Origin of the sequence: Aquabacter cavernae (assembly GCF_003993795.1) — a bacterium.
Classification (GTDB): Bacteria; Pseudomonadota; Alphaproteobacteria; order Rhizobiales; family Xanthobacteraceae; genus Aquabacter; species Aquabacter cavernae.
On sequence record NZ_RWKV01000001.1, the window covers coordinates 288,911 to 302,453 of the forward strand.

At 59.3% G+C, this 13,543-nt stretch carries 14 protein-coding genes; 7 read left to right on the forward strand and 7 right to left on the reverse strand.

The window, feature by feature from the left end; translation table 11 throughout:
- A complete protein-coding gene (locus EJJ38_RS01365; RefSeq protein ID WP_205666070.1) occupies positions 1-423 on the forward strand; it encodes a phage terminase small subunit P27 family in 423 nt (140 codons plus the stop codon).
- The gene (locus tag EJJ38_RS01370) at positions 401-1,987 is read left to right on the forward strand and encodes a terminase large subunit (RefSeq protein WP_127088406.1); all 1,587 of its coding nucleotides are present in this window, start codon (positions 401-403) and stop codon (positions 1,985-1,987) included. The genes EJJ38_RS01365 and EJJ38_RS01370 overlap by 23 nt, the downstream gene beginning before the upstream one ends.
- Positions 1,988-2,010: 23 nt before the next feature.
- On the opposite strand, the gene EJJ38_RS01375 is transcribed toward EJJ38_RS01370, so the two are convergent.
- Entirely contained in the window at positions 2,011-3,654 is a 1,644-nt protein-coding gene (locus tag EJJ38_RS01375) for an anti-phage dCTP deaminase (protein ID WP_127088311.1), read from the reverse strand.
- A gap of 756 nt (positions 3,655-4,410) precedes the next feature.
- The gene (locus EJJ38_RS01380; RefSeq protein ID WP_127088312.1) at positions 4,411-4,686 is read right to left on the reverse strand and encodes a hypothetical protein; all 276 of its coding nucleotides are present in this window, start codon (positions 4,684-4,686) and stop codon (positions 4,411-4,413) included.
- Positions 4,687-4,988: 302 nt separating this feature from the next.
- Between EJJ38_RS01380 and EJJ38_RS01385 the strand changes: the two genes are divergently transcribed.
- A complete protein-coding gene (locus EJJ38_RS01385; RefSeq protein ID WP_127088313.1) occupies positions 4,989-5,522 on the forward strand; it encodes a hypothetical protein in 534 nt (177 codons plus the stop codon).
- Between the two features lie 504 nt (positions 5,523-6,026).
- On the opposite strand, the gene EJJ38_RS01395 is transcribed toward EJJ38_RS01385, so the two are convergent.
- A complete protein-coding gene (locus EJJ38_RS01395) occupies positions 6,027-6,254 on the reverse strand; it encodes a helix-turn-helix domain-containing protein (RefSeq protein WP_205666071.1) in 228 nt (75 codons plus the stop codon).
- Between the two features lie 89 nt (positions 6,255-6,343).
- On the opposite strand from EJJ38_RS01395, the gene EJJ38_RS01400 reads away from it, so the two are divergent.
- The 4 genes from EJJ38_RS01400 (at position 6,344) to EJJ38_RS01420 (ending at position 9,980) form a co-directional block, all read left to right on the forward strand.
- Positions 6,344-6,841, forward strand: a complete 498-nt coding sequence (locus EJJ38_RS01400) for a hypothetical protein (protein WP_127088314.1) — start codon at positions 6,344-6,346, stop codon at positions 6,839-6,841.
- 382 nt (positions 6,842-7,223) lie between these two features.
- Complete coding sequence (locus EJJ38_RS01405) at positions 7,224-7,928, forward strand: hypothetical protein (protein ID WP_127088315.1); 705 nt, start codon at positions 7,224-7,226, stop codon at positions 7,926-7,928.
- Positions 7,921-8,121, forward strand: a complete 201-nt coding sequence (locus EJJ38_RS01410; protein WP_127088316.1) for a helix-turn-helix transcriptional regulator — start codon at positions 7,921-7,923, stop codon at positions 8,119-8,121. The genes EJJ38_RS01405 and EJJ38_RS01410 overlap by 8 nt, the downstream gene beginning before the upstream one ends.
- 254 nt (positions 8,122-8,375) lie before the next feature.
- The gene (locus tag EJJ38_RS01420) at positions 8,376-9,980 is read left to right on the forward strand and encodes a site-specific integrase (protein ID WP_245454057.1); all 1,605 of its coding nucleotides are present in this window, start codon (positions 8,376-8,378) and stop codon (positions 9,978-9,980) included.
- 32 nt (positions 9,981-10,012) lie between these two features.
- Here EJJ38_RS01420 and EJJ38_RS01425 read toward each other — a convergent pair whose 3' ends face one another.
- From EJJ38_RS01425 to EJJ38_RS01440, 4 genes are all read right to left on the reverse strand, one after another.
- On the reverse strand, positions 10,013-10,885 hold the full coding sequence (locus tag EJJ38_RS01425) for a hypothetical protein (protein WP_127088318.1): 873 nt from the start codon (positions 10,883-10,885) through the stop codon (positions 10,013-10,015).
- 27 nt (positions 10,886-10,912) lie between these two features.
- On the reverse strand, positions 10,913-11,665 hold the full coding sequence (locus tag EJJ38_RS01430; protein WP_127088319.1) for a DNA-methyltransferase: 753 nt from the start codon (positions 11,663-11,665) through the stop codon (positions 10,913-10,915).
- Positions 11,666-11,946: 281 nt separating this feature from the next.
- Positions 11,947-12,288, reverse strand: coding sequence for a hypothetical protein (locus EJJ38_RS01435; RefSeq protein WP_420836861.1), 342 nt, complete (start codon positions 12,286-12,288; stop codon positions 11,947-11,949).
- Positions 12,289-12,431: 143 nt separating this feature from the next.
- A complete protein-coding gene (locus tag EJJ38_RS01440) occupies positions 12,432-13,541 on the reverse strand; it encodes a DUF2793 domain-containing protein (protein WP_205666072.1) in 1,110 nt (369 codons plus the stop codon).
- Positions 13,542-13,543 lie beyond the last annotated feature (2 nt).

Below are 13,543 nucleotides of genomic sequence, written 5' to 3' on the forward strand. Positions count from 1 at the left end.
ATGCGTGGCCATAAAGCCGAAATATCTCCGACCTGGGAGGCGGTGGGTGAGGACGTTCCCGCTGCGCCGGATTGGCTGACCGACGATGCCCTGGCCGAATGGGAGCGCACGCTGCCGATCCTGATGAAGGAGCGGCGTACACTGACCCTTGCGGATCTCGCGAGCTTCGCGAATTACTGCACAGCCGTGGGGCAGGTTGCCGAGGCGGCCCGTATTCTCAAGGACGGCGGGCTGATCTTCATGGGGCCGAGCGGTCCCAAGCGGCATCCGGCTGTGGTCATTCGGAGCGACGGGCTCACGCAGGCGCGGCAGCTTGCTGCCGAACTCGGCCTCACGCCGGCAAGCCGCGGGCGACCTGGTATTCGGGAGGGGGCTGATAGCGATCTGGGGCCCCTTTTCTCTGGGGGACTTGGCCTTGATTGAGCAGAGTACCCCTGACCCTCTTGGATATGGTCAGCGGGCCGTCGATTTCCTCCGAGCGCTCCGTCACCCGAAAAGCGGATTGCCGGGACGGGCATTCCAACTGGACCCTTGGCAGGAGCGGATCGTGCGCCGGATTTACGGCCCACGCCACGAGAATGGCTTGCGGATCGTGAAGTCCGTGGTGCTACTGCTGCCCCGAGGCAATCGAAAGACGAGCCTCGCCGCTGCTCTCGCACTACTTCATACCTTTGGTCCCGAGCGTCTGCCGGGCGGCGAGGTCATTTCCGCCGCTTCAGACCGCAAGCAGGCCCGCATTGCGTTTGATGAAGCGGTCGGCATCACTCAAACGACACCGGGGCTGAAGCAGCGTGTTTCGGTCCTGGAGTATCGGAATCGCGTCGTCAATTCGAAGTATCGCGTCTTTTACGAGTCCATCTCCAGTGACGCGGGCACACAGCATGGCCGCACGCCGGCATTCGTCCTGGCGGACGAGCTCCACGCCTGGAAGCGACGAGACCTCTGGGACGTGCTGCGCTCCGGCCTCGTGAAGACCGCCGGCTCCTTGCTGGTCGTTGCCACCACTGCCGGTCGCGGGCAGGAGAACATCGCTTTCGACATTGTGGACTATGCGCGGAAGGTGGCGCGCGGAGAGATCTCAGATCCCTCGATGTTGCCCATTCTCTATGAAGCGGATCGCGATTGTGACTGGACGGACGAGGCCGTATGGCACGCGGTCAATCCGGGCCTCGCCCATGGGTATCCCGACATCGAAGGTCTGCGTCAGCTCGCCCGTGAGGCGCGCCATCGCCCGGGAGATCGGGAGGCATTTCGTCAGTTGAACCTCAATGTCTGGCTCGACCACAGCGCCGATCCGTTCGTGGATATGGCCATCTATGACGAGGGTGCTGCGCCAGTCAGCCTGGATGATCTAGCTGGCGAGCCGTGTTGGCTCGGCGTCGATCTCTCCAGCAACGGCGATCTGACCTGTGTCGCGGCGGCCTGGCGTGACGGCGACGATGGCTATTTCGTCCATCCTTGGTTCTTCTGCCCGAAGGACAATCTGCGCCTCAGGTCGGAGCGCGATGGCGTTCCGTATGTCACATGGGCCGAACAGGGCTACATCGAGCCCACCCCTGGAAATGTCGTGGACTTCCGGCATGTGGAGACCACCATCCGCGACTTATGCGACCGCTTCGATGTGCGTGAGATAGCCTTCGATCCGCACCTCGCGCGCAACATGATGAACACTCTCGCCGAAGACGGCCTGCCGGCAGTGGAGATGCGCCAGGGCGTGGCCACCATGGCGCCAGCCGTGAAGGAACTGGAGCGGGCGATTGTCGGCCGGCGGCTGATGCACGGCGGCCATCCTGTGCTGCGCTGGAACTTCGACAATATCGCTGTCCACACTGATAGCGCTGGCAATGCCGTGTTCCACAAAGGGCGAAGCCGGGACCGTATCGATGGCGCCGTGGCTTGCGCTATGGCAGTCGCTCGTGCGGCGGCCGGCTCCCTCCCGTCGATCTATGACAGCGATCAGTGGAAGCCAGAGATGATGGTGATGTAAGTGTCGAAATTACAATCCATAATTTATTCATCATTTCTCTTATGCTGAAAATAAGCAGATGTATCTTCGACTTTTTTCTTTAATTGATTCAATAAAGCTCGCTCTGCTATTGAGTATGATGGGTAGTAAACCTCAACCATTGGCTTTGGTGCGCCGCCGGTCCACTTTTGCGCTTCGCCCGTAGAGTATTTTCGTTTTCCTTTTTCAAATAAATCACGATATCGATACGGGGATACGCCAATAAATCCGTCAAATCCAACGCGATTAATCTGTGGCTTGGAATCTGTATAAATTGCATCACCATGCAAATCTTTCGCATAGCTCTTTGGGTATGGCTCTAAATATACAACACGAGATATGCCGGCGGCGACAATGTGTTTTGCACACATATGGCATGGAAAAGTGGTGCAATATAGCGTGCTGTCTTTTATGGGGATCCCCAGCCTAGCAGCGTCGCTAATGGCGGACATTTCTGCATGTATAATTCTACCAAACTCAAGTATATCCATCATTTTAGATTTTCTAACACTGCGATCAGACGTGTCCTGAAGTAAATTTTGACAAATTTCGTATGTATTATTTATTTCAGATAGATTTTCAGATAAATGACCAGATTCTTTTAATCTATCTATCACGTCAACAAGTAATTCGATCTTCCGACGCTCATTTGGGTCGTATCCGTCCACGAAATCGCGCCTGTCTATAGTATCTTTCGTCCAGTACGTGCCGCCACCGGCCTTCGGAACCTCATTGCATCCCAATGACGCAACCTCACCCGAGGGGCGAAATATTGCCGCTCCGACTTGCCTTGAAAGGTCAGATGACCTTAGCGAGGCTGACTTTGCCATGTACATCCCATATTCGTCCCGAGTGGGTGTAATTTCATTATTTCCAAAAAGTAATTTTATGAATCTTCGGATTGTATCGGAGCATTCCGAAGTTGAACTTGCGTCGATAAATACATCTCCGAGCGGAAAAGCATCACGTACGTTCTGCCCATGTGTGTCCAGTGTCTCTTTAGAATCCTGGGCGACCAATCGATTGGCGCGGTCAACTAGTTCTATTTCTGCGACTAGGCCCCCGCAAGATCTGCTTTCTTCTTCCCGAATGCGTCTAAGTCGAGACTCTTCCGACGCAGTTGCGGAAATAAGAATAAACTGCCGTCCATATATGCTTCGCAAAACCGTTATTTCTTCAGGCCTCTTAAATTGCCTTATGATGTAAGCCTGATTTGGAAGGGGCTCTGCTTTATTTCGCTCGTCGTCATTGGAGGCATCGTGCCGTTCTCCATCTGATCCAGCAGGGGGCTGCGCCATGCCTTGTTTCTGCTGAGCATCTTGAATTTTCGCTTTCCATCTCTTGGCTCGGAATTCCCGGATCGCGCTGATAGCCAATGCCGCAAGGGCGTGGTCGCCCGCCTGAGCTCTAACGTCATTTGCGAATGCAATTCGATCTTTAATTGATTGGATATATGGGCTTTTAGCCACGGTCCTTTCGGGGAAAGCATCCTGCATCAAGGCGGTGAGACGAAATAGCTGCGTCTCGTACTGCATCTCTGTTAGCGCCTCCGCCAGGAGATCACTGACCAAATTCAGGTCGACTCCGATGGGTGCGACAATTCCAAAAATCAACTCAGGCGCGGGTGTGGATTGCAACGGTTGGTTCATGGCTACGGCTGCATCCTTGAGCTATGACACTCGGGAACGGAAAACGTGATTTGCGTGTTACCGAACTAGCGAGTCCACTCGGTAAAAGGGCGAGTCATACGAGGGGAATCAGATGGCAAACGAAGTCCGGTTACCTCAAGGCTGGTTTGTGGAAGACGTCCGGGGGGCGGCTGCCCGGCACAGCGAGTGGTCTAACTCCAGCCCCAGCACGATAATTCGCTCTGTTCAGCTTCAGCAAGCGTCATCGCAACCTAGTAGGTCAACACCTCAGCTTACTAGTACGCGGAACCCAAATACAACTCGGTAAGCTAAGGCTTAAGCCGGGCGAGGCCGTCTGCGCAGGCCATTTCGGTGTTAGTCGGGATGGTGGTAGGCAGATGCATGATATGCATCTGCCTTTTAGCGGCTTGGCTATGTCTTAGAAGGGTGCCCCTTCTATCGCCAATCGCACTGAACACCCATAGCAGGCACGCAGTCCTCACCACCCTGGACAGTTCCCCAAATCTTCTTAGACGAAGACCGATGATGTGCGCGCATCGATGGGCCGTGCCAGACCATATAAGTGCATCGCCTGTTTCACGGGAAATCAGTGAAACACATTGATTTTGAAAGAGATTTCGCATGCCAGGAAAGATGAGGGCGCCCCCATCTTATTATTGCTCCCTGCGCGCCCTGCCATCCGGGTATGAAGATCGTTCCAGCCATTAGGATGAACCCGAAGATGATTTGCGTGTGTCCTGACTCGAATTACGTAATTTAGTTATTTGTATATCGACTCATATGCGCGTATTCGCCTAATTTTTCTCTCTCTAAGATTAGAGTAATATATGAATTGTCTGGAGAAAAATTGATATCAAACGCCCGATCTACAACTTTATATCGCTCAGACATTCCACTTTTGTTGAAATACATAATCGAATCACCAATTGATGGAATATGTCCATTAAAATAAGAAGAATGAAAATCTTCGCCATCGTCGATCAGTTTATCGCCGGAACGAAGGAATATCCTCACATTTACGTCTGAATTCATTTCCCCCTCCGAGGTAGATTTTCCAATATAGCGACCTTGTCATTCTAATTTTCGGTCCGCCACCATTTTTTTAGACGAAATCCACACCATCTTCTTCTAGAGTGCGCTAGGTGACTTCGGGTGTCTGCGGCTTAGACCCTCGCCAAATTCAAACGCGACGTAGTCGCCGCTTAAGCCCGAAGTTCGGATGCTGGATCGCGAATGTGCACGCGCGCTCCGACTCGCTTTGCGCAACCATCCTAGCGTAGGCTGCGCCGTTACACGCGATTTGAAGTCAGGCAGTTCCTCCTGGAGCCTGGTCCATGAGCCAAGACGATGACCGGCCGCCTCGGCCCCCTTTAACCGTCGTCGCTCAGAACGACGATCGCGCGATCCGACTGGAGGGCGTCAAGCAGGCGCTGGAGGCGGATTTGAGGGCGCTCGCCGCTAACGTGATGCGTGTCGCGCGAGGGGCTGGGAAGGCTTACGAGATCGGGCGGCAGTGCAAGGCCGTCGCCGGCCGATTTGAGGAGTACAGATCGGTAGCAGGTCATTACCCGCCCACTCACGAAATAGATGCGGCAATTGCGATCCGGAGGGAGATCCCGAGCGCGGCCTCGGATCGAGAGTATGAACGGAGTCGGGGAATTGACACCGTCATGAGGGGTGCACTGCAAGCCGCCGCTTCTCATCTTGTGGGGCAGCGGACGCAGGAGGCGGCAGGGGAGACGCAGCTACTCGAAGGTGTCCGAATTCTGGAGAAGCTCCGAGAGGAAAACCGGAGGGAGGCTGTGTCTCGAAAAGAGAGAGAAGATGCCTTTGAAAAATGGAAGTCTGAGCGTGATCGCAAGAAGTAGATGACCTATTGCGATTTGGTTGATGATTTATATATCGGCGCCGCATCCAGGGTCTGTGACAAGCTCGATGCCCGCGCTCGCAAAGATGGTCCTTATAGTACGCTCGTCCAGGTCCGGATCTCGCTTTAGGCGGCCGGCGGAAGTGCGGCTGAGCTTTTGGTAATCAACGAAAACGAGGGTGATACCGTTCGCAGGAAGATGGAGACGCCGCCGCTCGTCATAACGCCTCCGCTGCTCTCCCCGATGGACTCCGCTGACCGTCATACGGTGGGGTTTGTCGAAGTGAGTCACAGCGCGGGTGTGTTGAGCCTCGTGATACTCGACCGCCAGGTTGAGCGTGGGATAGAAGGCATCGACCGGCAAGCGAGCGCACCTGCCACCTTTCCCAGGGTCTCCCAACAGGAAGTCGAACCGCTTCTGCCGCTCCGACGTTAGACCAAGCACGCGATCGCAAAGGTGCAGAACGTAGGCTTCATCGCTATCAGCACGGCGGGCCATGATAGCTCAAGACGCCTTCTTAAGGCGGACGCCAGCGCCGCCGCCGTTCTCTGCGATGAACTCCACGCCAGCCTCTTCCAGCGCGCGCTGGATGGCTTCCACGGTCCGCGGCTTCAATTCCTCGCCAGCCTCCAGGCGGGAAATTGTGTTGGTGGAGACCCGGGCTTTCTCCGCCAGCTGTCTCACACTCAGCCCCAAGCCCGCTCGGGCCATCTTGCACTGTTCTGGTGTCATTTGTTCGAAATCGCGTTGACGTTGCGATTTTGTTAACCTAAGAATCGCAACATAATCTCGTTTTCGCAATCTAACATTGGAGCGCACCGATGCCCATGCATTCCGGTGAACAGGAGTCCTTTGTCCGCCCGCCGTCCCGTCGCGTTGTTATGGCTGGAGCTGCGGCACTCGCTCTTGCCCCGGCTGTGGCCGGCGCCACATTCGCGATGTCTGCGGAAATGCGAGATCCGGTCTTCGCTGCAATAGAGCGCCACCATCTTGCATACGCCGCCCTCCAGGAAGCGGATGTCGCCGAGGATGCGTGTGACGCCCCGTTTGGCTCAGTGGAGATGAGGGAGCTCGAGGAGGCCGGCTACAACGCCTTTTGTGCTGAGCAGGATGCATTCGAGGCTCTTGCGCGCACCGCCCCAAGCACCGCGCTCGGCCTTTCTGCCTGGGTCACTCATCTCGTGTCCAACAGGAATCGCTTCAGCCCGGCAGACGTGGTCGAGGATGAGGGGGAGGTGCCTTTGGTGATTGTGCGGGACATGCTGAAGGCTGTTCAGGACTTTGCTGAGCGCGCGCGAGGGGTGGGACCATCAGCGTGAAGGGTGCCATATCCGAGATTGACCCCGGCGCTGGCCTAAGGGTGGTTTCTCCCGTGTGCGGAAGGTTTGCGCGCTTAGGGCAGCGGTCTTGAAAACCGCCCCATACGCGCGAGGCGGCAGACGGGGGTGCATCTGGCCTAACGGCGTTTTCTTTTGGCCTCGGCGCTGTGCGCTGATTGGAGTGGAGGCCACTCTCCACTTCCTTCTCGATAAGGGGATTTGGGACGCAACAACGAAGCGATCGTAAGGGCTGCGCTGGCGTTCGTTGATCAAGGCGCGATGCCCGGGAGTTGAGGCTGCCCATCTAGCCTCCCTCGCCTGCGAAAAACCATTGCCCCTCCGTTTTTGTTTTGGTAAATTCAAAACATAAAAGGAGGTCAAGGTGGCGTCAGTTTCCCAGGCAGTCGAGGCCATATCCGTGGTGACGATGACGGAGGAGAAAACCGTCAACGTCTACGCTCGCGCGCTGATCGATGCTGGCGTCTTACCCAAGAGCCGGGGGCGAGCTATTGCACATGTCCGCGGCGAACACGTTGCCAAATTGTTGCTCGCCATCGCCCTTAAGCCGACAATCAAAGAAGCTGCAAAAGTAGTTGAGGCCTACTCCGAACTAGAGGCAGAGACTAATTATGGAATTGTTACTGCAATAGAAATTCTCTCTGATCTCTTCGGAGCAGCCTCCGCTGGAGGGGTCTCTAGCAATTTTTGGCACGAAGTGACCTTCAGCGTCTACGAAAATAGGTTGGGTATTGACGTTCGACTTCCCGCCGGTCGCCGATCGAATCGATCTGATCGGGAGCTTATTTTCCGACTTGGCGGGATGGGCGACCTCGGCCCCTTCGAGGACGTTGCAAAATTCTTCATCAGCCCCAACAGATTTTTCTCGCGGAGTGCTACCGTCAGCTTCGATGCACTATTATTCATCTGCCAATTGATGAAAGCAAATGCACCAAATGCGACGGCGCAGGGTGAAGAAGCGGTGCAGCGCCTTCTAAGCACCTTCCAAACTAAACTCTCGGAAGACGGGCACCGCAACTTGAGCACCTTTAAGAGCTGGCAGTCCGAGGGGGGTGACAGTCATGACTAGCATGAGCAGATCGCCTTCTGTTCTCCGCGGGGCCAAGCAGATCGCGCACGAGCTCGGCGTCTCTGTGCGCACGCTCCACCGCCAGATTAAGGCGGGCAAGGTGCCGGTCGAGAAGGGTGGGTGTGGCGGCAAGACCTCCTTCCTTCTCCTCGATCGCACTGCTTTGTCCTCCAATTCCCAGAAGAAGGACTGAGACCATGGCTCGGCGCCCTTCAGATCCCATGCGCAATCAGGGCGACTTCCCCTGCGAGGCGGAGATCGCCCGGCGTCTGAGCCAGGGCCCGAAGGAGTGGGCTGCGGCTGCGATCATTCTGGAGCGTGAGGGCCTTCCCCGCGTGGACGCGCTCATGGGCGGGCGCTATTGGCCGGCCGTTCAAGAGTTCTTCCGCCGTCGATACGGCCTCTCTAACCTTCAGGTCTCGCAACCTGATGGGATGGAGAATCTCAATGCCCTCCGATGAGTTCGATGCGCCGGGATTGAAGGTCCGGCGCAATAAAGACGGGACGGCCCGGCTCTATTGGGTCGCCCGCGCCGATATCCGCAAGGCGGGCTATGAGCCCGAAACGGTACGCCTGCATTACGACCTTCACGATCCCCGGGATCGCCTGCTGATCGAGATGAAATGCAAGTGCCTCCAGGCGGAGATGTTTGCCTGGCGCGCCGGAAAGCGGGATCTGCAGCGGCCGTTCGATGGCACCCTCGCGAGCCTCGTTCGCCTGTATCAGACCGACGCTGCGTCGCCCTACCGGTTGGTGAAGCACAACACGCGCGAGACGTATGACCAGGTGCTTCGCCTGATTGAATTGGCCTTTGGGAAGCGGGTTCTGGTGAACCTTGCTCTGGGCGATTTCCGCCGCTGGTATGACGAGGCGAAGAAGCCCAAGGCCGCCGGCTGTCCGGAACGGGTTCGCAAAGCACACGGCATCATCAGCATGCTCCGGCGTCTGTTCGCTTATGGGACTGCCGCGGAATATGCGGGATGCGATCGCCTCGCGGGCATTCTGGAGGCCACGCGCTTCAAGCAGCCGAAGCGGCGGCGCATCCGGATGGAGCTTCACCACCTGCAAGCCTTCATTCCCAGGGCGATCGAGGCCGGACGCCTGTCGCTGGCCCTCGGCACTGCCATCCAGTTCGAGACGGGCATGCGCCAGAAGGATGTCATCGGCGAGTGGGAGCCTCACGAGGCCATCTCCGAAGTCGGGGACATGATCCTTCTCAGGGGCAAGCGTGGCCGGCGTGTCCTGCGCTGGGTGAACGGTCTCACCTGGGCTGACCTCGCCGGGGGTACCGTGCTCGTTAAGGAGACGACGAAGACAGGGGCGATGGTCGCCAATGATCTCGCGAACTCTCCCTTGCTGCTCGACCTGATCGAGCGAGTGCCGCTGCCGGCGCGTGTAGGTCCGCTCATCGTCGATGAGTCGGCGGGCCGCCCCTACGCGAAGCATGCCTACGCTCGCGAATGGCGGGTGATCGCCCGCGCGGCGGGCATCCCTGACCAAGTATGGAATATGGACGCCCGAGCGGGCGCCATTACCGAAGCCGAAGACGCAGGGGCTGATCTCGATCAGATCCGCGGTGCCGTCGGTCATACGCAGGCTTCGAGCACGGCCCGCTATTCGCGCGGGGCGCTCGGGAAGAGCCGCAAGGTCGCCGAACTCCCAAAGCGCGCAAAATCGCGTGTCACCGTGCGCAGGATCAAATGTCACCCGCGCGACGGTTCTCTTGAAGGTGGTTTTCAGGGGGCTGTGACCGACCTGAACGGGGGATCAATTGGTGCCCTCTCGCCGCCGCCGCCGAAGCTCTGCCATATTCAGCCGCACCTGCTCTCGCCGTTCGGGCGTCGCGCCGTAAGCGGCCTGATAGGCCCGATGCTCCGGGCTTGTAGAGCGCGGCGATCGCGCTGCATCCACCTTTCGCCAGCGCTCGCGCTCGCGCTCCACATAGTCGGGATCGAGCGCCTTGCGCACCGTGTAGAGGCTGCACCCGACAGCTTCGGCGATCCTGCGCAGGCTCAAGCTGCCCTCAGCGTGCAAGCGACGGATGCGGGCTAGCGTCTTCTCGGGGATTTGGGGCTTGCCCGCCATCATGCACCTGCCGGATAGGTGGGCAGGTCATCGAGCCGTGCGGGAGGTTGGCCAAGATCCTGCGCCTCAATGGCTGACCCGTAGAGGTTGATAAGGGCCGCTGCTGCCTCGGCCCCATTGGCCCATGCATTGGCAGCGGCGCCATCCCACCGCTCATATGCAGCGACGGCTTCGGCGGGAACGACCACCGCCTGCAGGGCGCTATCCGCCTTCAGACGGCGGGTCACTGCTGCGCCCTCTACCTCGGCCGTCTCTGTCACCAAGATCGCCCAATCCTCATCGCTCACCGCGTACAGGATGTTGGCGCAGCCCGCGAAAAAGCCCCAACCCGGCGACCGGTCCTGGATGACCCGCAGCGACGGGCAGTGGCCGCTGATCTTGATTGACGTCCCGGACAGGCCAATGCGCAATTCGCCCCTGTCGGCGGCAGCCTCGGTCAACTGGTAGTCCGCCCAGCCCGTAGCCCAATAAAGGACACGGCGCACCTCGCGGGTCGCGCGCAGCTCGGCGTCACGCTTGGCGGCAGCAGCCTTCATCACCTCGGTCGCTTGCTGCTGGCCATCGCGCCAAGCTGCGTCGAGGCGCGCTGCGTCGGCTCCAGCAAACGTCAAGGTCAGGTCCGCGAACCTCGCGTAATGCGTGGCGCCCATGTCGAGCATAGGGCCATAGTAACTGCTCGCCTTGGCATCGGCCGGGATCGGATAGAGGGGCAGCAATTCGCCCGCCAGGGCCTTGCCATCTCGAACTACGGGCGCCCCATCTCGATGCAGCGTTGCACGCACCAGCAAGCGGCCGTCTCCAGGTGTCTCGTAAGTGGCGACAACATCGACACCTGACACCGTGCGAAACTGGTTCTCTATCAGCGTTTGCATCGCGCCCTCCTGTTGGATCGTACTGTGTTACAATCCACGCACACTGTCAATCATGAGTTGCGCACTGGCTTCCTGCATCCTCTGACAAGCGATCTCGAAATATGCCTCGGTCATCTCGATCCCCACATAGTCCTGGCCCCGAGCAACGCACGCGACGCCGACCGTCCCCGATCCCATGAAGGGGTCCAGGATCGGCCCGCCCCCCATGGGACCAAGCAGCCCCTCCATGAGGTCCACCGGCTTGCCGGCGATATGGTGCTTTTGCTGGGGTATGGGCATGCGGAACACGCCTGGCGCAGTCGGGCCGGAGAGCGGCCGGGCGCCATTGGTGCCCCACACGACATATTCCGCCTGAGCGCGATATCGGCCGAGCTGCGGCCGTCCGCGCTCGGTCTTGTCCCAGGGCACGACCCCCCGCCAGACCCACCCTGCCGCCTGAACGGCGTCCGTGGTGGTGGGCAACTGCCGCCAGTCCGAGAAGGTGCAGACGATTCCGCCTGGCGCCGTCAGGGCACGCGCCCGGCTCAGCCAGAGCGTGGACCACGCGAAATAGGAGCGCTGGTCGCGTGTGTCACCGGCGAACTCAGGATAGATGCCGCGATGCTGGGACGACTGGTACTTGGCGCTCGTGGGAGCGCTCCGGTCACCCCGGAAGGCGCCTCCCGAGGAATAGGGTGGATCGGTCAGGATCCCCGCAAAAGAGCCCGCCTCAAGGGTCGGGAGGACGTCGAGGGCGTCCGCGAGATAGAGGGTGGCCGATCCGATTTTTTCGATGCGCATGATGCGTCTCCAGCAGGATGACGCTCGGGGCGCTCGGGTGCGGGCTCTGTGGGCCTCAATATGGTGATGGTGCCGCAGCGGCGACACTTGATCTCCACGGCGCCCGCGAGAGCGCCATGTGCGGCCCGGAAATGCAATGCTCCGCACCGCGTGCATCTTACGTTTTCCACTCCTTAACATCCCGGCTTTAAGGCCCCTTTCTGAGGGACCGAAAGCCTGTTCCGGTCGCGCGGGGGTTGCTTGCCGGCTGCACCCGCGTCGGGGCGCGAGCCCCGCCTCACTCAGGCCATAGGCGGCCAAACCATTGCTGGCAGCTCCGCGATGAGTTCAGCATCCGAGGGGATCGGGCGGACGCCTGCCTCGACCTCTGCCAGGATCGCGAGCGCAGCGGTCCAGACTGCCGAGCGCCATGCAAACAGCGCCTCGCCCTCTGCGGCGAATTGCGGATTCGGGTCATCCCGATAAGAGACGGCAGTCTGAGCGCTATCGTATCGGCGCTCTTGCGCAGTGGCATCGAGGTGGGCCTGCACGATAGCAGCGCCATGAGCGGTGAGCGCGGCCGGGGACGGGGGCACGGGCGCCTGGCTGGCCGCCCATTCGGCCACCACATCGGGTGTCCAGATCGCCTCAATCTCGGCGCGCACGGCCTCGGGGAGATCGGACAGATCGGCTCCAGGCTGGCGCGGCTCACGGTGAGTAAGGCCATCATCATCCGTCGCGCAGACGTAGACGAGCCCGCCAGGAAATGGGTCAATGTATAAATCGCTCATGACGTGTAAACTCCTCCGATTATCAATCCGAACGCTGACGATATTGCCGAAATATTCATGTCGACGGCGCCGCCACTGGCAGCGCTGCTGTATTGCAGCCACGCAACCCCAATAGAGGATGGCAAGCCGAACGGAGTTCCTGGCACGTTGATGCCGGAACCTCGCACCAGCAAGGGCTGGTTGTTGCCTGGAAAAGGCATGCCCCCGATCCGGGCGTTCCCGGTCCCTCCCGATCTCGTGCCAGTGATTTCGCCGCCGACATAGACCATCCGCCCGATCCGGAGATACCAGCCGGACCTGTTTGAATAAGAGATGTTGGGGTCAGCGCCATCTGATCCGAGCGATGGCGACCATGTGCCCGCCACGAAATCGACGCCCGTCGACCCGCTCAGCATCTGAGCCACGGTGCGGGCTGTCAGCACACCGCCGATATTTTGGAGGACTTGGCCGGCAGTGGTCGCCGGGATGCCGAGGTTCGTCAGCGCCTGCGTCTGCTGGCCACCGCTGAGCACTTGGGCTCCGTCATAGCGGAGCGCGCCCGCATTCAGAGTGCGCTGCACCCAGGCCGCACCGGTCCAGAAGAAGAAGTCACCGGTGGACTGATCTGCGACGCCGTCGCCGCGCTTTGGCGCCTCAAATCGCCATCCTGTCGTGGCCGAGATGGCGAATTGGTTGGCGTAACCCGCCCACGCGCCGGTGGGGACTGTCCCAACGACAAAGAAGGCTCCGAGCGCGGGAGAACCAGGCGGCGCGTTGCTTCCCACCGACACGACCAGAGGCAGGCGGATATTGGCCGCCAACATCTCATAGCGCAGGGCCATTGCGTTGAGCGATGCAACAGCGGAGACACCGGAAAAGCGATCGGGCGCATCGAGGCGGATCTCGAAGGCCGCTCCCGCAATAGCGGCACCGGCGCGCTGACTTTCCACGATCAGCGACGTGTCGCTCGGCACAGCCCCGATCGTGGATAGAAAGGCCGAACCGGGCGCCATGAACGTGTCGCCGGGGCGCGCCGGCTGTGGTCCACTTGCCCAAGTCGTGCCGGAGCCGACGACCTCGTTGGAACCACTGGCAATCGAGACAGTGCCGCTCTTGATGACGGTCATTC